A 21956-nucleotide genomic window follows, 5' to 3' on the forward strand; every position below is an offset into this window, starting at 1 on the left:
GCGCCATCGGCGGCCGCCCTCCGCCGTTTTCGCAAGATACGCCTTGACGTCACTGCCCCCCCGATCACATGTAATGCCACAGGTTAAACGCAATAACGCACGAGAGGTCCGATATGGCTTTTGAACTTCCCGATCTTCCTTACGCTCACGACGCGCTGGCCGACAGCGGCATGTCCAAGGAAACGCTGGAGTATCACCACGACATTCACCACAAGGCGTATGTCGACAACGGCAACAAGGCCATTTCCGGAACCGAGTGGGAAGGCAAATCCGCCGAAGAGATCATCAAGGGCACCTATGACCCGAACGCCGTGGCACAATCGGGCATCTTCAACAATTCCTCGCAATACTGGAACCACAACCAGTTCTGGGAAATGATGGCGCCGGGTGGCACCGGCATGCCGGGCGAGCTCGAGAAGGCGCTGAAAGAGTCGTTCGGCTCGGTCGACAAGTTCAAGGAAGAATTCGCCGCCGCCGGCGCGGGCCAGTTCGGCTCGGGCTGGGCCTGGCTGGTCAAGGACACCGACGGCAGCCTTAAGGTCACCAAGACCGAGAACGGCGTCAACCCGCTCTGCTTCAACCAGACAGCACTTCTGGGCTGCGACGTGTGGGAGCATTCCTACTACATCGACTTCCGCAACAAGCGCCCGGCCTACCTGCAGAACTTCCTCGACAACCTGGTGAACTGGGAAAACGTCGCAGGCCGCATGTAAGCCAGACCCGTACCATTCCAGCGAAAGGCCCCGTCATCCGGCGGGGCCTTTTTGCGTCGGGCGGGGCGCGTTTCTGTGCGCGACTGCCGGTGACAGGACGGCCAAGGATGATCTATTCGTGAGAACAGGCAGGCGCCAGCGCCTGCCCAGCCTCGTGGCAGCCGAAAGGGCAGTACATGCAGATCGTCCCGGTCCTGAGGGGGTGCCTCGCCGCCTACGCGATCGGCGTCCTGTTCAACTGGGGCGGACAGCTCTTGTCCGATGCCCAACGTCCGGGCCACCCTCTCGATCCGTGGAACGACCTTTGGTTCAGTGCGGTTTTCGGTGCACTCCTGGCCCTGCCGGTGACCGCGCTCGTCATCGCGCTCTGGTTTCTTCTGGCACGGCGGTCAAGCACCGTGACCTACCGCGATGCCATGACAGCGGGCGCCGCCGGCACGGGCGTCTTGTTCTGGGCCGTGGGCAACCCGCTTCCCTCGCTGCTCGTGGGCCTCGCCCTCGGCGCGGTGTTCGGCGCCGCATTCTGGCTCTCGGCCTTCGGCTTCCGGCGTCAGGTCACCCTGACCCTGCGCTAGCGCCGCCTTGCCGCCACGTCGCCTCCGGAACCCGGATGTGACCCCATGCGTTTTACCATCGAGCACCAATGACAAGGAGGCGCCACGATGGCCGAGCGCAAGCGATCGAAGGACGGCAGTCGCGACAGCGACAAGTTCGTCGACAACTCCACCGACCAGCCGGATCAGGAAGGCCGCGAGGGCGGCACCTTGACCCGCAAGATCGGCACCCGCGACGAAGAGAAACGCGCCAAGGAACGCCCCGCCGGCCGCACCCGCGTCACCGGCGCGGACGAACGCGACCACGGATCGGACAGAGGAGACGAATGACATGAGTACGCTGACCCACGGCACCTGGGTGCTGATCGCCGATGGCGAGAAGGCCCTCTTCCTGCGCAACGATCTCGACGAGAAGAACCCGGATCTCAACGTCATCCGCATCGAGGAGCAGGACAACCCGTCCGATTCCGCCCAAGGCTCCGACAAGCCTGGCCGGATGCAGGACACCGGTGTGCAACAGCTCTCCGCCATGCAGGAAGCCGACTGGCACCAGTTGGCCAAGGACCGCTTTGCCGACGACTTGGCCGAGCTGCTTTACAAGTACGCCCACAAGAACACGTTCGAGCGCATCGTTCTCATCGCGCCGCCCCGCGTACTTGGAGAGTTGCGCGACAAGATGCACAAGGAGGTCGCCTCGCGCGTCGTCGCCGACATGCCGAAAGACCTGACCAACCACCCGCTCGACAAGGTCGAGGAACTGTTGAAGAAGGAACTCGATCCGGCGGCCTGACGCCGTCCCCCTAAACCGGCTTGTCTTCCGCGCCGTCCTGCGTCAGCAAGGCGGCGCGGGCAGGCAAGGCGAGGGGCATCATGACAGACAGCGGCAAGGGCATCGCGGCCATGGTGTCGGCCTGTACGATATGGGGCCTCACGCCACTTTACTACAAGCTGCTGACCCACGTGCCGCCGTTCGAGGTTCTGGCCCACCGCACGCTCTGGTCGCTCGTGTTCTTCGCCGGCGTCCTGACGCTTCAGGGCCGCCTGCGCGTCCTGCGCCAGGCCGTCTCCCACCGGCGCGACCTTGCGATCCTTGCCTTCGCGGCGCTGATGATCTCCAGCAACTGGCTGATCTTCATCACTTCCATCCAGATCGAACGCGCCATCGAGGCCTCGCTCGGCTATTACACTTTCCCGCTCGCCTCGGTCCTGATGGGCGCGATCTTCTTCCGCGAAAGGCTGGGTAAGGCCCAGACCGTCGCCGTGGTCCTGGCCGGTATGGCGGTGGTGGTTCTGGCGGCCGGCTACGGTGCCGCGCCGTGGATTCCGCTCGTGGTCGCCATCACCTTCGCCCTTTACGGCGTGGCAAAGAAATGGCTCAGCATCGGCCCGGTCGTTTCGGTCACCGCCGAGGTGCTGCTGCTTTCCCCCTTCGCGCTGGCGATCCTCTGGGTGGCCCATCGCGGTGACGCCGGCCACTTCGCCTCCGACACCTCCACGACGCTCCTGCTGATGCTCTCCGGCCCGCTCACTGGCCTGCCGCTCATCCTCTTCAGCTACGCCGCCCGCCGCCTGACGCTCGCCACCGTGGGCGTGCTGCAATACATCAATCCCAGCCTGCAATTCCTCTGCGCCACCCTGATCTTCCGCGAACTCTTCAGCCTCTGGCATGCCATGGCCTTCGCCCTGATCTGGACGGCGCTGGCGATCTACACCACCGCCCTCTGGCGTCAGGACAGGGCCGCGCGCAGGGTGCCGCCCAGCGTCTGAACATCGTCGCAAACGGTGACGAAGCCGCGGATCGACTGGTCGGCAAACCCCTCCGCGATCACGTGGTCAATGAGCGCGGCCAGCGGCGTCCAGTACCCTTGCGTATTGAGCAGGATGACGGGCTTTTCATGCAGGCCAAGCTGCCGCCATGTCAGAACCTCGAAGAACTCGTCCAGCGATCCCGCGCCGCCCGGCAGCACGACAATCGCGTCGCAATTCATGAACATGACCTTCTTGCGCTCGTGCATCGTCTCGGTCACCACGTACCGCGTCAGGTCGGTCTTCCCGACCTCCCAGCGCACCAGGTGCTCGGGGATCACGCCGAACGTGTCGCCCCCCGCGGCCTGTGCCGCCCGGGCCACCGCGCCCATCAGCCCGACATCGCCCGCCCCGTAGACCAGCCGCCAGCCTTCTTCCGCGATCCACCGCCCCAGTGCCGTCGCCTCGGCCTCGTATTCGGGCCTCGCCCCCACACGTGAGCCGCAAAAGACACAGACCGACCGTACTGCCATGAAATCACCGGAATTTGCAAAAGGGTTGTTTTGACCCTAGATAGCGGTGTTGATATTCTCCGGCAACCATGCGGCGCATGGCCTGGGGCGGAAGGAATTGGATGAGTAAACTGGCTGGAATGGCGGGCGGTCAATCCGTCGTCATCGCGGGGGCGGCGGTTGCCGGTATCGTCGTGGGCGGCCTTTATATGGCGGGCGTCTTCACCCCGGGTCCGGAACGACCCGAGGTCGAACCTGCCGCGATGGTCAAGACAGACGGGCAAACCGCGCCGGAAACCGGCACCGCTCCCGAAACCCTGCCTGCCACCGATACGGCCGACACCACCGGGCGCGACACTGACAGCCCGGCCGGTCTTGCCCCCGCCACCACCGGTGACCAGCCCGCCGCCGACACGGACCCCGCGGCCCAACCGGACGCCACGACAGGGGCCGACCCGGCCGCGCAGCCCCAGGATACGGCCGGCGGCGCCGAGACGCAGGAAAACACCGATGCGCCGGCCATCAGCCTCTTTCGCCTCACCCCCGACGGCCAGATGCTCGTCGCCGGTACGGGCAAACCGGGCTGGGACCTCTCCATCCTGATCGACGACGAGGTGCTGACCACCGTCACCCCGGATGAAAACGGCGATTTCGTCGAATTCATCGACGTGGACAGCAGCGCCGATCCACGGATCCTGACCCTCACCATGCACTCCCCCGACAGTGGCGAGGATATTGTCTCGCTCGACGAGATCATCATCATCGCGCCCACGCCCCCCGTCGCGATGGCCGGGAACGACACCGCGACACAGGACAGCACGGAAGACAGCGCCGGCACGGCAGCGACGGCGACAGGTGCGACTGACGAGACGGAGAACGCCACCCCGCTCGAGATCGCAGGCATCGACGCCACCGAAGAAACCGGCGCCCCGTCCGCCTCCACGCCCGCGGCAGAGGATGCCGACACGTCCGAATCCCCGCTCGAGATGAGCAGCGCCGATACCGGCACACGCAACCTGCCCGAAAAGGCGCAGGACGGCACCGCCGAATCCGACAACGTCGAGCCGGTCGAAACCGCCGCCCTCGACGTCGAAGCCACCGACCCGGAACCGGCCAGCACCACGTCCGGGGATGTAGGGGCGTCCGAGACCGCCGATACCGACCCGGAAGCCACGACACCTTCTGAAAAAGACGTCACCGCCGAAGCAGACCCGCCCGCCGGCTCCGACACGTCCGACCCGGAAAACATCGCCGCCGCAACAGCCGGCGAGGAGCCGCAGAACCCTGACGCGACCGAGGGTGACCCGTCCAAGCCTGCCGAACTCGCCAGCGCCGAGAGCGGCACCTCCGCCCCCGAGCCGGCAGACCCGGCCCCGGCCGACGCCGAGCCCGCCTCCGACGGCGCCACCTCGCAGGCCGTCCTGCGCTCCGATGCCTCCGGCGTCACCGTCATCCAGCCGCCCACCCCCGGCGACACCGCGCCAGAGGTCATGTCGACCGTCGCGCTCGACGCCATCACCTATAACGACGAAGGCGAGGTCGAACTTACCGGCCGCGCCCAGGGCGACGGCTTCGTGCGCGTCTACCTCGACAACACCCCCATCACCACGTCGCGCATCGCCGAGGACGGCAACTGGCGTTCGGAGCTGCCCGAGGTCGACACCGGCGTCTACACCCTCCGGATCGACGAGGTCGACGAGGACGGCAACGTCCTGTCCCGCGTCGAAACCCCCTTCAAGCGCGAGGACCAGGAACTGCTCGGGACCCGCGACACCAACCGCAAGATCCAAGCGATCACCGTGCAGCCGGGCAACACGCTCTGGGCCATCTCCCGCGACAAGTACGGCGAGGGCGTGCTCTACGTGCGCATCTTCCAGGCCAACCGCGACCGCATCCGCGACCCCGACCTGATCTACCCGGGCCAGGTCTTCACGGTCCCGAACTGAACACGCACCCGCCCCGCACGGTCCGCCGGCAGGCCTTGAACACCCTCCTGTGCGCGCATTCGCACTGGCCGCCTCACCGCACCCGGTCTATCTGTGTCCAAGCCCAGATTGAAGAAACCGAATGCGCCGCAGAACCCTGACCACCACCGAGCCGCCCAAGAACGGCTGGAAGACGATCCGCCAGGTCGCCCCCTACCTGTGGCCCAGGGGCGAGGCATGGGTCAAATGGCGCGTGATCCTCGCCCTCGCGGCGCTCTTCATTGCCAAGCTCGTCGCCGTCGGCACGCCGCTTCTCTACAAGGGCGCGGTCGACGCGCTCGCCGGCGAAAGCCAGGCAGAGGCCTGGATGCTCGCCATCGGCGCCATAGGCCTGACCGTCGCCTACGGCATGGCCCGCCTGATGAACACCGGCTTCCAGCAACTGCGCGACGTCTTCTTCGCCCGCGTGGCCCAGCGGGCCTTGCGCAAACTCGCCCTGCGCACCTTCCGGCACATCCACGCCATGTCGCTGCGCTACCACATCACTCGCAAGACCGGCGGCCTTTCCCGCATCATCGAGCGGGGCGTCAAGGGCGTCGAGTTCCTGCTCCGCTTCCTCGTCTTCTCCATCGGCCCGCTCGTCCTCGAACTGCTGATGATCGGCATCGTGCTCTGGACGCTCTTCGACATCTGGTACCTCGTCGTCGTCGCCGGCGTCATCGCCTTCTACGTGCTCTTCACCTTCAAGGTCACCGAATGGCGCGTGAAGCTGCGCAAGCGGATGAACGACCAGGACACCGACGCCAACCAGAAGGCCATCGACAGCCTGCTCAACTTCGAGACCGTCAAGTATTTCGGCGCCGAACAGCGCGAGGCCGAGCGCTATGACAAGGCCATGGAAGGCTACCAGGAAGCGGCGATCCAGACCTCCTATTCGCTGGCCTTCCTCAACGTGGGGCAGGCGGTGCTGATCACCGGCGGGCTGGTCATCGTCATGGTCATGGCTGCCACCGGGGTCCAGTCCGGCGCCATGACCGTGGGCGATTTCGTCATGGTCAATTCCTACATGATCCAGATCACCATGCCGCTCAACTTCCTCGGCACCGTCTACCGCGAGATCCGCCAGGCCCTCGTCGACATGGGCGAGATGTTCGGCCTGCTGGAACAGGACCCGGACGTGAGTGACAAGCCCGGCGCCGGCCCGCTCCACGTCACCGGCGGCACCGTCGAACTCGATGACGTCACCTTCGGCTACGAACCCGACCGCCCGATCCTCAAGGGCGTCAGCCTGACCGTTCCGGCAGGCCAGACCGTCGCCATCGTCGGCCCCTCGGGCTCGGGCAAGTCGACTATCGGCCGGCTGCTCTTCCGCTTCTATGACGTCTCCGGCGGCGCCCTGAAGATCGACGGTCAGGACGTGCGCGACGTGACGCAAGACAGCCTGCACGACGCCATCGGCGTGGTCCCCCAGGACACCGTGCTCTTCAACGACACGATCGGCTACAACATCGCCTATGGCCGCGACGGCGCCACCCGGGCCGAGGTCGAGGCGGCGGCGAAATCCGCCCAAATCCACGATTTCATCGCCAGCCTGCCCGACGGCTACGACACCACCGTCGGCGAACGCGGCCTCAAGCTCTCGGGCGGCGAGAAACAGCGCGTCGGCATCGCCCGCACCTTGCTCAAGAACCCGCCCATCCTGCTGCTCGACGAAGCCACCAGCGCGCTCGACACCGAGACCGAGCACGGCATCCAGGAAGCGCTCCGCCGCGCGGGACAGGGGCGCACCGTCATCACCATCGCCCATCGCCTGTCCACCGTGGCCGATGCCGACCACATCATCGTGCTCGAAGACGGCCGGATCGTCGAGGAAGGCAGCCACACCGACCTGCTGGACCGCGACGGCCGCTATGCCGGGCTCTGGCGCCGACAGGCCAGCGAGCGCGACCTGGCGGCGGAATAGACCCATGGCCCGAAAGGAACGCCTGACCACCCCCGATGGCCGCTATTTCGTCACCCGCGGCCGCCTCTGGCGCTGCACCGACCCGTCGCTCGACGACAGCGAACGCCGCGCGGCGGTCAAGGCCCTTATGCAGGCCCGCCGGGCGGTCCAGATGGCCGACACGCCGGAAGCCGAACGCGCGGCCCGCGCCGATGTCGACGCCGCCAAGCACCGGCTGGGCGAACGTGGGCCCGTCTGGTGGGATGACGGCGCCCCCGACGAAGGCCGACGACACCCGAAGAACACCAGCTATGCCGACTGGTGGGCCGGGCTCGACGCCGAAACCCGGGACAGGGCCGAGGGGAAAGCCTGACCGGGCGATCTTTCCCGGTCCGGGCCGAAATCACCCGACATCGGCCATGATTTCAACAGGATTCCGGCCTACCGGCTGAGGCGGAGAAAACCGAGCGGACAAGGCGACATGCCGAAACGGGCAATCTGGATTTGCGGCCTTTTCGCCGTCGAGATGGTGCTGATCATGCTGGCCTTCCAGGTGCTGGCCTCGGTCGAGTGCCGCCTGACGCCGATCGAAGCCGCCTGTCGCGGTCTGCGCGGGGCGGTGGTGCGCGCCATGTGCCTCGCCGCGCTGATCGGTGTCTACCTCTGGGCGGCGCCCTCGGCTCGCCACGGCTTTGCCCGCATGGCGCGCGGCCGCGACGGGGGCAGGGGATGGGTCCTGCTGCACGCCGCCGCCTTCGCCGCCGTCTTCGTGCCGCTCTTCGTGATCGCCCCGCGCGACCTGAACGACCTGTTCGGCTACGTCTTCCCTGTCCTGACCGCCGGCGCGCTCACCGCCATGCTGGCGGGGCTCTTCTGGCTCGCCGCGCCCCGCGACTGGCAGCGCTGGCTTCAGGGCCGCACCGGCACGCTTCTGGCCATCGCCGTGCTGGCCTTCCTGCTGCCCGATATCGCCGCGCTTCTGGGCCCGCTCTGGTACTGGGACATCCTGACCGAAATCACCTTCCGGGGGGTCGTGCTGCTCATGTCCCTCGTCGCAGACGACATGGTCATGGCGCCGCCCTTCCAAGTCATCGGCACGCCCGATTTCCTCGTCTCCGTGGCCGATTCCTGCTCCGGCATCGAGGGGTTCGCCCTGATCACCGCCTTCATGGGTATCTATGCCTGGCTCTTCCGTGACACGCTGCGCATGGGCCGTTTCTGGGGCGTCGTCCTGCCCGTCGCGCTGTCGCTGAGCTGGATGCTCAATATCCTCCGCATCACCCTGCTGGTCCTCATTGGCGACCGCGTCTCGTCCACGCTGGCGCAAAACGGCTTCCACAGCTTCGCGGGCTGGCTTTTCTTCATGCTGCTGGCCTTCGGCGTGCTGGTCGCGGCCAGCCGCATCTCCTGGCTTCGCAAGGACACCGCCATTTCCGCCAACCCCTCGACCCCGCTTTCGCAGGACGATACCGCAGTCAAGCTGATCCCCTTCATTGTCTTCATGGTCTCCGGCGTCGTTGCCCAGACCTTCTGGACCGCGCCGGAACTGGCCTACCCGGTGCAGGTGGCGCTGATGTTCGGCGCGCTCTGGTGGGGCAGGGCGGTGCTGGTCCGCTACGCCCAATGGCCGGACATGGTCTCCGTGCTGGCCGGCCTTGCCATCGGCATCGGCTGGCTCGCCATGGCGCCCGAGGCGGAAGCCCCATCAGAGGCGCTGATGGCGCTGCCCCTCTGGGCCTTCCTGCTATGGGCCGTCATTCGTATCGCCGGCACCGTACTGTTCGTGCCGGTCATCGAGGAACTGTTCTTTCGGGGATACCTGCAATCGCGGCTCGATATCGGCGGCTGGCCGGGCAGGGCGCTTGCCATCGTCGTGCCCACAACCGCCTTCGCAGCGCTGCATGGCCGCTATCTCGAGGCCGGCATCGCCGGCATCATCTTCGCGCTGCTGGTGATGCGGCGCGGGCGGCTCGCTGATGCGATCGCCGCCCATGCCGTGGCCAACGCGCTCATCGCCGCGGTCGCGGCGTGGCGCGGAGATTGGGGCCTGATCTGATCAGGCGCTGCGGCGGCGCTTGATTTCCCACGCCAGGATCAGCATCGCGCCCACGGCCGCCAGCGCCAGCGCGCCGCTCGACACGTCGATCTCCGGCGCCGGCGTCGTGTTGGTATGGCCACCCCAGCCGCAATAGATCCCGTAGCGGCTGCAAAGATAGTCGCTCCAACTCTGCGCCGACACAACCGCTGCGGTCGACAGATACATCGTCGTCGCGGCCCCCAATGTCATCATGATGCGTCTCATGGTTCACCCTTCCTCATGCCTAAGCACTTGTTTACCCGCCATAGTCTTGCCACATTTCACGCGGCGCGGGCCAAGTATTTCTGCAATTGTCGGTTGTTTGCGAACAATACGGCGCAATGCGAGGAAACTGTCGGTCTGACGGGCGCAGTCCGGTGGTGAATTGGGCAAAAAATGGGCAACGGGCCAACCGGCCCAAGCGCTCCCAAAATGGTTGATTCGCCCTATTCGGCAGCCTTCAGCGGCTTGCTGCCCCGCGCGCCCAGCACCTTGCGGAACGCATCGAGGCTGGGGCCGTCATCGCCCATGTCCCCCTCGAATCCGCCCCGGCTCTCGCGCTCGTCACCCCAGATGACCTCGGGCGCCTTGTGACGCCGCGCCTCGCGGTTGAGCACCCAGTCCTGCGCCGCCCGGCTCGTCCGGCCCAGCGACAGCTTCGCCATCAGCCGCGCGAACCACGTGACATAGGTCGTGGTCCACACCCTCAGCGCCAGCATCGAGGGCGTGAAGATCAGCGTCAGCACCGTCGCGATCCCCAGCCCGAAGACCACCGCGGTCGCCAGCTGCTTCCACCACAGCGCCGTGGGGCTGTTTACCGTGTACCCCCCGCCGATGAAATCGAGGCTCAGCCCGAACATCATCGGCGCAAGCCCGGCCATCGTCGTGATCGTGGTCAGCAGCACCGGCCGGATCCGCGCCTCCGCCGTCCGCGTGATCGCCTCGATCCGCGGCATGTAGCGGCTGAACTCCTGGTAGGTGTCGATCAGCACGATATTGTTGTTCACCACGATCCCGGCCAGCGCCACGATCCCCGTGCCCGTCATGATGATCGAGAAGGGCTGGTTCATCACCAGCATCCCGATCAGCACACCCGTGGTCGACAGCACCACCGCCAGCAGCACCAGCACGGCATTATAGACGCTGTTGAACTGCGCCAGCAGGATGATGAACATCAGGCCCAGCGCCCCAAGGAACGCCTGCTGCAGGAAGGCGCCGGATTCCTCCTGGTCCTCCTGGTCGCCGGTCCATTCATACTCGATCCCGGCCGGCAGCACACCGCTCTCCAGCCATTCGGTCAGCGTCGTGATCCGCTCGTTGGCGTTGACCGGCACCTCCTGGCTGTCTCCGCTCTCGTCGGTCACCGTCTTGGTCAGGCCTTCCTGCACAGCCGCCTTCACGTCGAAGAACCGTGTCTGGTCCACCCGGTCGATCTGCGACAGCCCCTCGACCGGCTTGCGGGTGATGAAGTTTGACAGCGGCACCAGCCCGTCATCGGTGCGCACCTTCAGCGTATCGAGCGTGCTCAGAACCCGGTCTTCCTCGGGAAGGCGCACCCGGATCTCGATCTCCTCGTCCGACGACGGCACCCGCATCGTGTCGAGCAAAATGCCCCGCGTCACCAGTTGCACCATCGCGCCCACCGTCGCCACGTCGGCGCCATAGCGGCCCGCCTTCTCGACATCCACGTTGATCTGCCAGTCGATGCGGGGCAGGGGCAGCGTATCCTCCACCAGCGTCAGCCCCCGCGTCTCGTCGAACTTCTCCCGCGCTTCCTCGGTGAACGCCTTCAGCGCCTCCCAGTCATCGCCCTTGATCCTGAGATGCACCGGCTTGGCCGAGGCCGGGCCCTGTTCCAGCGACAGGATTTCGAACTGGATACCCGGTATCTCGCGCAGCGAGGCGGTCAGCTGGTCGATCGTCAGGTCGCCGTCTGCGGACGGGTCCAGCACGGTGCGCTGCACCTCATAGCCGATGAAGGGGATCGTGAACCACGTCTCGGTCGTGGTCGGCCGGTCCTCCCACTTGACGATCTCGAACTGCACCTGCCCGATCGTGTCGAGCGGCGGCTGCGCGCCCCCGGTGTTGTTGTTCAGCCCGCTTTCCCCGGCAAAGGCAAAGGCGCTCAGCACGTTGGGATGGGCCAGGACCACCTGTTCGGCCTCCTCGACCAGCGCGCTTTTCTGCTCGATCGACAGGTTGCCACGCGCCTTGACATAGGCGATGGCGTTCTCCGGCTCGGATTCCACGAAGAACTCCGTGCCGTTGTTGTTGTTCACGTAATACAACAGCACCGAGCCCACGAAGACGAAGATCGCGCAGAAGGCCAGCAGCGGCGCCACCGGGTTGCCCGCGATCAGGTGGATGAACCAGCCGAAGACCGTTCGCCGATAGCCCGCCTTCACCTTGCCCTCGCGCCGGGGCATGACCTTGCCACCGACCCAGCGCAGCCCGTATTTCACCCGCCGGAACACCGCCATCGCGCCCAGCAGGATGGCCACCACCCCGGACACCCCGGCCGCGGCCAGCGCCACCACGCCCAGCAGCAGCACGAACACCGTCGCCAGCGTCGGCACGACCGAGCTCAGGATATTGCCGCCGTTCATCTGCCCGAACTGCGCGTTGACCATGCCCAGCAGCACCGGCGCCAGCGCGCCCGTCGCCGCCACGGCCGCCGCCGCGATCGGGAACAGCAGGATATGCCACAACCAGAACCCGTGCGCGATCTGCCGGATGCGGTTGTCGAACCACCGCTCGATCCGCCCCGTCACCCCGCCCATCACCGGCAGGTAGATCAGCGCCACCAGCAACGAGGCAGACAGCACGAAGATCAGCGTCACCGGCAACATCCCCATGAACTGTCCCGGCACACCCGGCCAGAACAGCATCGGCAGGAAGGCACAGAGCGTCGTCGCGGTCGAGCTCACCACCGGCCAGAACATCCGCTTGGCAGCAGCCACGTAGGCATGCATCGGCCCTTCGCCCTCGGCGATGCGCTTGTCGGCATATTCCACCACCACGATGGCGCCATCCACCAGCATCCCCACGGCCAGGATCAGCCCGAACATCACGATGTTCGACACCGACACACCCATCACCGCCAACAGCGCGAAGCACAGCAGGAACGAGGTCGGAATGGCGAACCCCACCAGCAGGGCAGGGCGGATGCCAAGCGCGGCCAGCGTCACGATCATCACCAGCGCGATGGCGGTCAGAACCGACCCCTCAAGCTGGCTGACCATCGACTCGATGATCCGCGACTGGTCGTTCGACGTGCCCACCTGCACGGCGGCCCGCAACTGGTCGGGCCAGGTCTCTTCCGCCGCCGCCACCGTCTCGCGGATCAGCGCGGCGGTGTCGATGATGTTGAACCCCTTCCGCTTGACCACCTGAAGCGCGACCGTGTTCTCGCCGTTGAACCGCGCCGTGCCCACCCGGTCCTCGAAGGTCAGGTTGATCGTCGCCAGGTCGCCCAGCGTCACCACCCGGTCGCCATTGGTCTTCACCGGCAGGTCATAGATGTCGCGCGTCTCGTCGAAGGAGGAGGGGATCTTGACCGAGAACGCCCCTTCCGAAGTATCCACCTCGCCCGCCGCGATCAGCTGGTTGTTGTTCTGAACCACGTTGATCAATTCCAGCGCGGTGACGTTGTAGGCCTCCAGCCGCAGCGGGTCGATCACCACCTCGACCATCTCGTCGCGGTTCCCGGCGATCCCGGCCTCCAGCACCGGCTCGAGCCCCTCCAGCCGGTCCTGCAGATCCTTGGCGAGCCGGGCCATGGTCCGCTCGGGCACGTCGCCCGACAGGTTGACGATGATGATCGGGAACTCCGAGAAGTTGATCTCGGAAATCGTGTACTTGTCCGCACCCTCCGGGAACTCGGCCTCGGCCGTGCTCATCGCGTCGCGCACGTCGGCCATGATCTTGGTCTTGTCCCAGCCGAACTCGAATTCCAGCGCCACCCCGGCGTAATTCTCCGCCGCGGTGCCGGTCATTGTCTTCAGCCCGTCAAGGTCGGAAAGCTCGGTCTCCATCACCTTGACCAGAAGCTTCTCGCTGTCCTCGGCCGAGATGCCCGGAAACTGCACCGAAACGAACAGGGCAGGGATCTCGATATCCGGCTCGCCTTCCTTGGGCAGGCCGACATAGGCCATCGACCCGGCAAGGATCGACAGCACGATGAACGCCACGACCATCCGCGCCCGTGACGCGGCCCAATCGACGATACCCGTCATTGCCCGACCTCTCGGAACGTCGGCGCCACCTTCACGCCCTCGGTCACGTATTCCTGCCCGATGACGATCACGTCGGCCTCCTCGGGCAGCCCGCCCAGCCACGCGCCGTTGGGCGTATCCCGCAGCAGGTTCACCGGCACGAAGGCCACGTTGCGGTCCGCGCCCACCGTGCGCACGCCCAGCGTGCCCTCGTCATTCAACGTCATCGCCGAGTTGGGCAACAGGTGCGCCGTCGTGCCCTCCGCGGCAATCTCGATCTCGGCGGTCTGCCCGTCGCGCAGGGTCAGCTCGGGGTTGGGCACCCGGATATCCACCCGGAAGGTCCGCGTCGTCTCGTCCGCGGCGCGCGAGATGAACACCACCTCGCCCTCAACCGTCTCGCCCGAGGCCAGCTCGGCCGTGGCCTTCGCCCCCATCTCGACCCGGCTCACCGCCGTCTCCGGCACGTAACCCACCAGCATCATCGGATCGAGCCGGATCACCGTCGCGCACAGCCCGCCGGGCTGCAGCAGGCTGCCCCGCTCGGCACTGTCGCTCTCCAGCAGGCCCGAGAAAGGCGCGATGATCTGCAATTGCCGGATTTCCCGCTTGGCCGAGGCCACGGCGGCCTCCGCGCTCTGCACGCCCGCCTTGGCGGCCTCGATATTCGCGGCGACCGTATCCAGCCCCGATTCCGCGGCCCGCAGCCCGGCCCGTGCGCTCACGATCCCGGCCTCGGCGCCGCGCACCGCGGCCTCGGTCGCGGCCACCCGCGTTTGCGGGGCGTATCCGTCCTCGCTCAACCGGCTCGCGGCATTGGCGTTGATCTCCGCCTCCGCCAGCACCGATTCCGCCTCCGTCACCCTTGCCTCGGCCTCTTCCACGCGCGCCTCGGCCTCGGGCTGCTTCGCCTGCGCCTCGGGCACCCGGGCCTTGGCCTCGGCCAGACGCGCCTCGGCCTCGGCCAGCACCGACTCCCGCGTGCCCGGATCGAGCTCGCACAGAACGTCACCCTCTTCGACGAAATTGCCCTTGCGCAGCGGCTCCGACACGACCTGGCCCGAGGTCTCGGCCCGCAATTCCACCTGCCGGTCCGCCTCGGTCTGGCCGCGCACCACCACCGCCCGGTCGATCGGCCGCGCCTTGGAATGCACCGCCACGACGCTCACACCTCCGGCGGGCACGCCGTCCTCCGGCTCTTCCGCCTCGGCCGGGGCCTCCGCCGCCTCGGCCTCCGCCGTGGCCTGCTCGACCTCTTCCGCCGCCGGTTCCGGCAACAGGGCAAGCACCCGATCGCGCTCGAATACAAACGCGTAAATGGCCGCAATCACCAGCAGGGCCGCCAGAATAGGAAACAGTCGCATATATCAACTTTCTGCACAGACGGGGTCTGAACGAACGTCACATGGGGCGCCGCGCCCATTTTGCAACGGTTCCTTACCCTGAACCAACCAGTTTAGTTTAAGGTTTTTGCCAGAGAGGTTCAAGACGTACAAATCCGGGGCCTGCCCGCAACACCGCGCGCCTCTTGGCAGCGCCCGGCGCACACTGTAAGAGGGGGCGACCGGCCGGGATACCCGAACGGCCCAGACACCCAACAGGCGCGAGGCAGCGTGAGCGACAGCGACAGTTTCATCGACGAGGTTTCCGAAGAGGTCCGCCGCGACCGGCTCTACCGTTACGTCCGCCGCTACGGCTGGATCGCCGTTCTGGCCGTGGTGCTGCTCGTCGGCGCCGCCGGCTGGTACGAATGGCAGAAGGCCCAGGACCGTCAGCAGGCCGAGGCGTTTGGCGACGCCATCCTCGCCGCTCTCAACGAACCCGAACGCGCCGCCCGGGCCGAGGCGCTGGCCTCCATCGACGCCCCCTCCGACGGCGGCCGCGCGGTCCTGGCGCTCCTGACCGCCGCGGAGGAGGGTTCCGAGAACCCCGAGGCCGCCGCAGAGCGCCTCCTTGCAATGGCCGACAGCCAGGGCGTGCCGATGGTCTACCGCCAGCTCGCCACGCTCAAGGCCGTCGCCATCCAGGACTCCGGCCTCAGCGTCGAAGACCGTCGCGCCCGGCTCGAGGCGCTGGCCGGCACAGGCGGTCTGGTCCGCCTGCTGGCCGAGGAACAGCTGGCCCTGCTCGACATCGAACAGGGCAACCGTGACGCCGCGCTTGAACGGCTTCAGCGGATCGTCGAAGATGCCGAGGCAACGGCAGGCTTGCGCCAACGCGCCGGCCAAGTGATTGTGGCTCTGGGTGAGGAGCCGGCCGCATAGGGCGGTCTTGATGTATACTAGCCGGGCCCGGCCCGGCGGCACGCACCAAAGACGGGGGCGAAAGCGTTGAAACGAACTGCGATTTCTGTTGCACTGGCCGGCATCGTCCTGCTGGCGGCCTGCGAAAAGAAAGAGGTCATCCTGACCGGCGAGCGCGAGAATATCGACGCCGTCCTGTCCGAGGGCAACGTCGAAACCACGCTGGCCTCGAACCAGGCCCCCGCGGCCGCCCCGCCGCTCAGCCTGCCGGCCACCCGCGCCAACACCGACTGGACGCAAAGCATCGCCAGCCCGGCCACCCGCACCGCGCATCCGGCCCTCGGTGCCACGCCCCGGCTGATCTGGTCGGTGGGCATCGGCGCCGGCGACAGCAAGCGCAACCGCATCACCGCCGACCCGGTGGTCGCCGGCGGCCGCATCTTCACCCTCGATTCGGAGGCCCGCGTCAGCGCCGTCTCCACCGCGGGCCAGCTCCTTTGGACCCGCGACCTGACCCCGCCTAACGATTCCGGCTCCGATGCCAGCGGCGGCGGGCTCGCCTACGGGGCGGGCAAGGTCTTCGTCTCCTCCGGGTTCGGCCTGATGACCGCGCTCGACGCGGCCACCGGCGCCGAGATCTGGCAGCAGGACCTGCGCACCACCGGCACCGGCAGCCCGACGGTCTATGACGGGCTGGTCTACCTCGTCTCCGGCGACGAGATCGGCTGGGCGCTCGACGCGAACAATGGCCGCATCAAGTGGCAGATGTCCGGCACGCCCGACCGCAACAACGTCCTCGGCGCGCCGGCGCCCGCCATCTCCAACAAGTACGCGGTCTTCGCCTTCGGCTCCGGCCAGGTCCAGGGCGCCTTCCGCAAGGGCGGCCTGCGCCGCTGGGATGCCCAGGTCGCCGGGCGCCGCCTCGGCTTCGGCACCGGCAGCGTGACCGACATCACCACCGACCCGGTGATCGACGGCAACGCCGTCTATGTCGGCAGCCATGCCGGGCGCACCGTCGCGCTCGACCTCGGCAACGGCGAACGGCTCTGGACGGCGCCTGACGGGCCGCTCAACCCGGTCTGGCCGGCGGGCGACTCGATCTTCATGGTCTCCGACCGCAACGAGCTTCTGCGCCTCTCGGCCCGCGACGGCAGCCGTCTCTGGGCCCGCAAACTGCCCTTCTTCACCAATGCCAGGCCCCGCCGCCAGAACGAGATCTACGCCCATCACGGCCCGATCATCGCCGGCGGCCGGCTGATCATCGCCTCCAATGACGGGCTGATGCGCTTCTTCAACCCGCAGAACGGCCAGTCGCTGGGCTCGGTCGAACTGCCCGGCGGCGCGACGACCGATCCCGTGGTGGCGGGCCGCACGCTCTACGTCGTGTCGACCAAGGGACAATTGCTGGCTTTCCGTTGATCGCGGAATGCGTTAACAGGGCGGCTTGATCCGCTTTGGAGCATAGGTAAATGACGTTCTCCCTCGCCATCGTGGGCCGCCCGAACGTGGGCAAGTCCACGCTGTTCAACCGTTTCGTCGGCAAGCGCCTGGCGCTGGTCGACAACCAGCCCGGCGTCACCCGCGACCTGCGCGAGGGCGAGGGGCGGCTGGGCGACCTGCGCTTCACCGTGATCGACACCGCCGGGCTCGAGGAAGCCACCGACGCGTCGCTCGAGGGGCGGATGCGCAAGCTGACCGAGCGCGCGGTCGACATGGCCGATGTCTGCCTCTTCCTGATCGACGCCCGCACCGGCGTTACCCCCACCGACGAGCTTTTCGCCGACATCCTGCGCAAGCGCTGCGACCACGTGATCCTCGCCGCCAACAAGGCCGAGGGCTCCGCCGCCGACGCGGGCGTGATCGAGGCCTATGCGCTGGGCCTCGGCGAGCCCGTCCGCCTCTCCGCCGAACATGGCGAGGGCATGAACGACATTTACACCCACCTGATGCCGCTCGCCGACGCATTCGCCAAGCGCGCCGCGGCGGAGGCACCGGACACCGACATCGCCCTCGACGAGGCCGAGGCGGAAGAGGACGGCGTCCGCCGCCCGACGCTCGACCGCCCGCTTCAGGTCGCCGTCGTCGGCCGGCCCAATGCCGGGAAGTCCACCCTTATCAACAAGATACTGGGCGAAGATCGCCTGCTCACCGGCCCCGAGGCCGGCATCACCCGCGATGCCATCTCCCTCAAGCTCGACTGGGAAGGCCTGCCGGTCCGCATCTTCGACACCGCCGGCATGCGCAAGAAGGCCCGCGTTCAGGACAAGCTCGAGAAGCTTTCGGTCTCCGACGGCCTGCGCGCGGTCAAGTTCGCCGAGGTGGTCGTTGTCCTGCTCGACGCCGCCATCCCCTTCGAACAACAGGATCTCCGCATCGCCGACCTGGCCGAGCGCGAAGGCCGAGCCGTGGTCGTCGCTGTCAACAAGTGGGATATCGAGACCGAGAAGCAGCAGAAGCTCCGTGACCTGCGCGAGGCCTTCGACCGCCTCCTCCCGCAGCTCCGCGGCGCGCCGCTCGTCACCGTGTCGGCCAAGACGGGGCAGGGGCTCGACCGCCTCCGCGCCGCCGTCGAAAAGGCCCATGACGTCTGGAACCGCCGTGTTTCCACCGCCCGCCTCAACCGCTGGCTCACCGGCATGCTCGAGGCGCATCCGCCGCCCGCACCGGGCGGCCGCCGCATCAAGCTGCGCTACATGACCCAGGCGAAAACCCGGCCGCCCGGCTTCGTCGTCATGTGCTCGCTGCCGGAGAAACTCCCCGATAGCTACTCGCGCTACCTGATCAACGGGCTGCGCGAGGATTTCGACATGCCCGGCACGCCCATCCGCCTCCACATGCGCTCGCAGGCCGACAAGAACCCCTACAAGGGCAAGAAGAAATCCACGCCCTCGCGCCTGCGCAAACACCTCAAGGACAAGTAGCGCCGGGCGGCTCAGGCTGTCCGCCAGCTCATCACGCCCAGCCCGGCGATCCCGGTCACGGCCAGCCCCAGCACCGGCGCGTTCACCGGCGCCGCGTTGGCCACGGCCACGCCCAGCAGCGCCCAGATCACCGCAAGCCCGTATTCCGGCGTCCCCGGCCGCATCGCCAGCACCGCCGCCGCCAGCACCAGCGCCAGCACCAGGGCCCCCAGCGCCGCCACCTGCGCGCTCACCACGCCATGGCCCGCCAGCACCAGCGCCAGCGCCACGCAGGACGCCGCGGTCAGCCACCCGGCATAAACCGCCACCGGCGCCTGCAGCCACAGCCGGTCACTCCGCCCCGCCTGCATCAGCGCAGCCAGCGCCGTGCCCAGCATCACCCAGATCAGCACGGTCGCCGCCACGGGCGACACCTGCGCCACGGGCAGCCAAGCCGCGCCCACCGCAAGGCTCGCGAAGAGCGGCCCCCGATGCGCCGCCCATCGCCCGTCATCGGCCCGCAATAGCAATCCGAACCCGGCCCCGGCGATCAACCACACATAGATCAGCAACCAGATCGAGAACGCCCACCCCGCAGGCTGCGCCGGCGGATCCTCCTGCGGCACCGGGAACTGCCCCGGCTCGAACCCGTTGAACCCCGGCACCATCAGCGGCGACACGGCAAAGGCAATCGCGGCAGTCAGCACAAGTATGGCAAGCATTCTGGTCATCTCGGTAATACTGGGGCGATAACCCGCCGCTTCAACCGCCCGTCCCGATTTCCCGTTCCACGGCCCTTGCTAAGTTATTAATCTGTTCCAAATAACAGTTAAGTGATCAGTGTAACGAATTGCGATCCTGTAGTTTTTGACGACCCGGGACAAAAATGATGACAGATATACGCGAGTACACACGCCAATACGCGGTCAAGAGCGACGCGATGGGCGCACTGAGCTTTTTCGCCTCCCTCGCCGCCTACGGCACGGCCCTGTGCCTGGCCGCCATCCACGCCTCCACCCTCTGGATCTCCGTCCCGATGGTGGTGATCCTTGCCTTCGCCTCGGTCCGGCTCTACGTGCTCCAGCATGATTGCGGCCACCACTCGCTCTTCGAGACGAAGTGGATGAACGACGCGGCCGGCTACGTGCTCTCGATCTTCTCCCTCACCCCGTTCCGCGTCATGCAGTACAACCACAACCTGCATCACGCCTATCTCGGCAACCTCGAACACCGCGAGACGACCGAGGTCTACACCATGACCCTCCGCGAATGGGAGGAGGCCGGGTTTCTCACCCGCCTCTGGTACCGGCTCTACCGCAACCCGGCCATCATGCTGTCGCTGGGCGGCATCTACACCTATTTCATCGCCTACCGCTGGCCCCGCAACACGCGCAAAGTGGGGGCAGGGGGCGTCATCGCCCACAACCTGATGCTCGCCGCCTACGTGGCACTCGTCTACCTGGCCTTCGGGCTTCCGGGCCTCGTCGTCCTCGGCCTCAGCGCCGTCATCGCCGGCGTCATCGGCGTCTTCCTCGTCTACCTCCAGCACAATTTCGAGGACACCTACTGGGACCGGAAACCCGATCTCGATTTCCGCAAGGCCACGCTGGTGGGCTCAAGCTCGCTCGATCTCGGCCACTGGTGGGATATCGGCACCGGCAACATCGCCTATCACGACCTGCACCATTTCAACCCGTCGATCCCGTCCTTCATGCTCCGCAAGTGCCAGAACAACCTGCCCGACGAGCTCAAAAGCCACGACGTGATCCGCTGGCCCGAGGCGATCCGCTCCTTCCGGCTCAAGCTCTGGGACGAAGACGCCGAGCGCCTCGTGCCCTTCCCGAAGGAACGCGCCCACAGCATGGCCGCGGCGGGCTGACGGGCCCGCCGGGATCAGCCAAAAGGCGCTCATGACCACCGCCCGAACCCAAAGATTTTCGTTGCGAAAATAGGGCGTTATGGCAAATTTGCGGCGAAGGCGCTGTTGCCTTCGATTCGGCGGCAGATGCCGCCTTGGAGAGACCTCTGAAATGATCACCCGTGCTCTGTGCCTTGCCGCCATCCTGGCGGTTTCCGTGGTTCAGGCCCACGCCGAAACCGCGGTGGAAGACGCCGACGGCAACGGCTCCTATTCGATGGACGAGATGACCGCAGCCTTCCCCGAGCTGACCGAAGACCAGTTCGTCGAGATCGATGCCGACGCCTCCGGCGAAGTGAGCGAGGAAGAGCTCGCCGCCGCCATGGAAGGTGGCGTGCTGGCCGAATAACCCCGGCCGCAAACCTATTTCTGACTGTCCCTTCTACTGCCCCGGTGGTCTCCCCAACCGCCGGGGCTTTTTGATGGGCCGGGCAGAATGACAGGATTGGGCGCGGTCTGCCGGGCGCTAGGATCGCCCGTTGATCAATTCGGCACGGAACGACACCCGGCCCAGCTCCACGCCGATCAGGCGCCCGTCATCGACGGCCGCCGCCACGTCCTCGCGAAGATAACGTTTGTGGCCAAGTCCGATGATCGAAGGAAAATCAGCCGTGACCATCCCGAGCTGCTCGGGCAGGGGAATGTCGAGAACCGTCCGCGCCGTGAAGTAATCCCGGAACATCTTGGCGGAGGAGAACCGCAATCCCGGCTGCAAGACCTCCAGGTCCCCAGGGCCATCCAGCGAAACCGCATCGACGCACTGAAACGAGGACGCGCCGAAGTCGATCCACGCTGCCGCGGTCTCCTCCCGGCAGGCCGGCATCCCCAACAGGATCTGCATTTCGTCAAACCCGACGGACAGATGCGCCGCAACTGCGCCACTCAAGGCAGTGTCCAGCCCGAACGACGCCCCCACATCGGTCGAGATCAACAGCCCGCCCGCGAAACACGTTGAATTGGGCAGCAGGATATTGGGTCGGGGCACCCCCTCGCGAAGCGACATGCTGACTGACACAGGATCGTCCGGCCGCGGACGCAGCCCAAGCCGTTCTTCCAGGTCCAACACGGGCTGCGCCACCTTCGGCGGCCCGAACCGGTCTTCCAGCTCGAGAACCGACGAATGATCCAGTGGCCCAAACCCATCCCTCCCCAGATAGGCCAGGTCTTGCGTGATCAGCGAATACTCCATGACCGGCAGCCTACCCGCCGCCC

At 66.8% G+C, this 21956-nt stretch carries 20 protein-coding genes; 14 read left to right on the forward strand and 6 right to left on the reverse strand.

Annotated features, from left to right (window positions below):
* Positions 1–113 precede the first annotated feature (113 nt).
* The 5 genes from ACO07J_RS06830 to rarD all read left to right on the forward strand — a co-directional run bounded on the left by ACO07J_RS06830 (position 114) and on the right by rarD (position 3034).
* Positions 114–713, forward strand: a complete 600-nt coding sequence (locus ACO07J_RS06830; RefSeq protein WP_422027543.1) for a superoxide dismutase — start codon at positions 114–116, stop codon at positions 711–713.
* A 176-nt stretch (positions 714–889) separates the two neighbouring features.
* Positions 890–1288 carry a hypothetical protein gene (locus ACO07J_RS06835; RefSeq protein WP_422027545.1) on the forward strand — a complete coding sequence of 133 codons (399 nt, stop codon included), beginning with the start codon at positions 890–892 and terminating at the stop codon, positions 1286–1288.
* Positions 1289–1375: 87 nt separating this feature from the next.
* On the forward strand, positions 1376–1597 hold the full coding sequence (locus ACO07J_RS06840) for a hypothetical protein (RefSeq protein ID WP_422027547.1): 222 nt from the start codon (positions 1376–1378) through the stop codon (positions 1595–1597).
* A gap of 1 nt (position 1598) precedes the next feature.
* Positions 1599–2057 carry a host attachment protein gene (locus ACO07J_RS06845; RefSeq protein WP_422027549.1) on the forward strand — a complete coding sequence of 153 codons (459 nt, stop codon included), beginning with the start codon at positions 1599–1601 and terminating at the stop codon, positions 2055–2057.
* A gap of 80 nt (positions 2058–2137) precedes the next feature.
* Positions 2138–3034, forward strand: coding sequence for an EamA family transporter RarD (gene rarD / locus ACO07J_RS06850; RefSeq protein ID WP_422027551.1), 897 nt, complete (start codon positions 2138–2140; stop codon positions 3032–3034).
* Here the strand turns inward: rarD and ACO07J_RS06855 are convergent.
* Positions 2995–3546, reverse strand: coding sequence for a TIGR00730 family Rossman fold protein (locus ACO07J_RS06855; RefSeq protein ID WP_422027553.1), 552 nt, complete (start codon positions 3544–3546; stop codon positions 2995–2997). The two genes, rarD and ACO07J_RS06855, sit on opposite strands and share 40 nt — an antisense overlap.
* Positions 3547–3647: 101 nt before the next feature.
* Here ACO07J_RS06855 and ACO07J_RS06860 point away from each other — a divergent pair, with 101 nt between their 5' ends.
* The 4 genes from ACO07J_RS06860 (at position 3648) to xrtE (ending at position 9448) form a co-directional block, all read left to right on the forward strand.
* The gene (locus ACO07J_RS06860) at positions 3648–5471 is read left to right on the forward strand and encodes a LysM peptidoglycan-binding domain-containing protein (protein WP_422027555.1); all 1824 of its coding nucleotides are present in this window, start codon (positions 3648–3650) and stop codon (positions 5469–5471) included.
* A gap of 121 nt (positions 5472–5592) precedes the next feature.
* Complete coding sequence (locus tag ACO07J_RS06865; protein ID WP_422027557.1) at positions 5593–7413, forward strand: ABCB family ABC transporter ATP-binding protein/permease; 1821 nt, start codon at positions 5593–5595, stop codon at positions 7411–7413.
* Positions 7414–7417: 4 nt separating this feature from the next.
* A complete protein-coding gene (locus ACO07J_RS06870) occupies positions 7418–7765 on the forward strand; it encodes a hypothetical protein (RefSeq protein WP_422027559.1) in 348 nt (115 codons plus the stop codon).
* A gap of 108 nt (positions 7766–7873) precedes the next feature.
* A complete protein-coding gene (xrtE, locus tag ACO07J_RS06875) occupies positions 7874–9448 on the forward strand; it encodes an exosortase E/protease, VPEID-CTERM system (protein WP_422027561.1) in 1575 nt (524 codons plus the stop codon).
* On the opposite strand, the gene ACO07J_RS06880 is transcribed toward xrtE, so the two are convergent.
* From ACO07J_RS06880 to ACO07J_RS06890, 3 genes are all read right to left on the reverse strand, one after another.
* On the reverse strand, positions 9449–9694 hold the full coding sequence (locus ACO07J_RS06880; protein ID WP_422027563.1) for a VPEID-CTERM sorting domain-containing protein: 246 nt from the start codon (positions 9692–9694) through the stop codon (positions 9449–9451).
* A gap of 221 nt (positions 9695–9915) precedes the next feature.
* Positions 9916–13704, reverse strand: coding sequence for an efflux RND transporter permease subunit (locus ACO07J_RS06885; RefSeq protein ID WP_422027565.1), 3789 nt, complete (start codon positions 13702–13704; stop codon positions 9916–9918).
* The gene (locus tag ACO07J_RS06890) at positions 13701–15047 is read right to left on the reverse strand and encodes an efflux RND transporter periplasmic adaptor subunit (protein WP_422027567.1); all 1347 of its coding nucleotides are present in this window, start codon (positions 15045–15047) and stop codon (positions 13701–13703) included. The genes ACO07J_RS06885 and ACO07J_RS06890 overlap by 4 nt, the downstream gene beginning before the upstream one ends.
* Positions 15048–15296: 249 nt before the next feature.
* Between ACO07J_RS06890 and ACO07J_RS06895 the strand changes: the two genes are divergently transcribed.
* The 3 genes from ACO07J_RS06895 (at position 15297) to der (ending at position 18847) form a co-directional block, all read left to right on the forward strand.
* The gene (locus ACO07J_RS06895) at positions 15297–15947 is read left to right on the forward strand and encodes a tetratricopeptide repeat protein (protein ID WP_422027569.1); all 651 of its coding nucleotides are present in this window, start codon (positions 15297–15299) and stop codon (positions 15945–15947) included.
* A 66-nt stretch (positions 15948–16013) separates the two neighbouring features.
* The gene (locus tag ACO07J_RS06900) at positions 16014–17345 is read left to right on the forward strand and encodes a PQQ-binding-like beta-propeller repeat protein (protein WP_422027571.1); all 1332 of its coding nucleotides are present in this window, start codon (positions 16014–16016) and stop codon (positions 17343–17345) included.
* Between the two features lie 50 nt (positions 17346–17395).
* Positions 17396–18847, forward strand: coding sequence for a ribosome biogenesis GTPase Der (gene der, locus ACO07J_RS06905; protein WP_422027573.1), 1452 nt, complete (start codon positions 17396–17398; stop codon positions 18845–18847).
* 11 nt (positions 18848–18858) lie between these two features.
* Here the strand turns inward: der and ACO07J_RS06910 are convergent, their stop codons facing one another.
* The gene (locus ACO07J_RS06910) at positions 18859–19557 is read right to left on the reverse strand and encodes a hypothetical protein (protein ID WP_422027575.1); all 699 of its coding nucleotides are present in this window, start codon (positions 19555–19557) and stop codon (positions 18859–18861) included.
* Between the two features lie 155 nt (positions 19558–19712).
* On the opposite strand from ACO07J_RS06910, the gene ACO07J_RS06915 reads away from it, so the two are divergent.
* Both ACO07J_RS06915 and ACO07J_RS06920 read left to right on the forward strand, forming a co-directional pair.
* Positions 19713–20705, forward strand: a complete 993-nt coding sequence (locus ACO07J_RS06915; protein ID WP_422027577.1) for a fatty acid desaturase — start codon at positions 19713–19715, stop codon at positions 20703–20705.
* Positions 20706–20856: 151 nt separating this feature from the next.
* On the forward strand, positions 20857–21093 hold the full coding sequence (locus ACO07J_RS06920; protein ID WP_422027579.1) for an EF-hand domain-containing protein: 237 nt from the start codon (positions 20857–20859) through the stop codon (positions 21091–21093).
* Positions 21094–21210: 117 nt separating this feature from the next.
* Here ACO07J_RS06920 and ACO07J_RS06925 read toward each other — a convergent pair whose 3' ends face one another.
* A complete protein-coding gene (locus ACO07J_RS06925; protein ID WP_422027581.1) occupies positions 21211–21933 on the reverse strand; it encodes a hypothetical protein in 723 nt (240 codons plus the stop codon).
* Positions 21934–21956: the final 23 nt, after the last annotated feature.

The organism is Roseovarius sp., assembly GCF_965228755.1.
Lineage (GTDB): Bacteria > Pseudomonadota > Alphaproteobacteria > Rhodobacterales > Rhodobacteraceae > Roseovarius.

Coding starts and splice junctions, on each gene's coding strand:
- ACO07J_RS06855 (WP_422027553.1), bottom strand. CDS start 3,546: ATGGCAGTACGGTCGGTCTGTGTCTTTTGCGGCTCACGTGTGGGGGCG.
- ACO07J_RS06870 (WP_422027559.1), top strand. CDS start 7,418: ATGGCCCGAAAGGAACGCCTGACCACCCCCGATGGCCGCTATTTCGTC.
- ACO07J_RS06830 (WP_422027543.1), top strand. CDS start 114: ATGGCTTTTGAACTTCCCGATCTTCCTTACGCTCACGACGCGCTGGCC.
- ACO07J_RS06835 (WP_422027545.1), top strand. CDS start 890: ATGCAGATCGTCCCGGTCCTGAGGGGGTGCCTCGCCGCCTACGCGATC.
- ACO07J_RS06925 (WP_422027581.1), bottom strand. CDS start 21,933: ATGGAGTATTCGCTGATCACGCAAGACCTGGCCTATCTGGGGAGGGAT.
- ACO07J_RS06840 (WP_422027547.1), top strand. CDS start 1,376: ATGGCCGAGCGCAAGCGATCGAAGGACGGCAGTCGCGACAGCGACAAG.
- ACO07J_RS06860 (WP_422027555.1), top strand. CDS start 3,648: ATGAGTAAACTGGCTGGAATGGCGGGCGGTCAATCCGTCGTCATCGCG.
- ACO07J_RS06880 (WP_422027563.1), bottom strand. CDS start 9,694: ATGAGACGCATCATGATGACATTGGGGGCCGCGACGACGATGTATCTG.
- xrtE (WP_422027561.1), top strand. CDS start 7,874: ATGCCGAAACGGGCAATCTGGATTTGCGGCCTTTTCGCCGTCGAGATG.
- ACO07J_RS06885 (WP_422027565.1), bottom strand. CDS start 13,704: ATGACGGGTATCGTCGATTGGGCCGCGTCACGGGCGCGGATGGTCGTG.
- ACO07J_RS06920 (WP_422027579.1), top strand. CDS start 20,857: ATGATCACCCGTGCTCTGTGCCTTGCCGCCATCCTGGCGGTTTCCGTG.
- rarD (WP_422027551.1), top strand. CDS start 2,138: ATGACAGACAGCGGCAAGGGCATCGCGGCCATGGTGTCGGCCTGTACG.
- ACO07J_RS06845 (WP_422027549.1), top strand. CDS start 1,599: ATGAGTACGCTGACCCACGGCACCTGGGTGCTGATCGCCGATGGCGAG.
- ACO07J_RS06865 (WP_422027557.1), top strand. CDS start 5,593: ATGCGCCGCAGAACCCTGACCACCACCGAGCCGCCCAAGAACGGCTGG.
- der (WP_422027573.1), top strand. CDS start 17,396: ATGACGTTCTCCCTCGCCATCGTGGGCCGCCCGAACGTGGGCAAGTCC.
- ACO07J_RS06910 (WP_422027575.1), bottom strand. CDS start 19,557: ATGACCAGAATGCTTGCCATACTTGTGCTGACTGCCGCGATTGCCTTT.
- ACO07J_RS06915 (WP_422027577.1), top strand. CDS start 19,713: ATGATGACAGATATACGCGAGTACACACGCCAATACGCGGTCAAGAGC.
- ACO07J_RS06890 (WP_422027567.1), bottom strand. CDS start 15,047: ATGCGACTGTTTCCTATTCTGGCGGCCCTGCTGGTGATTGCGGCCATT.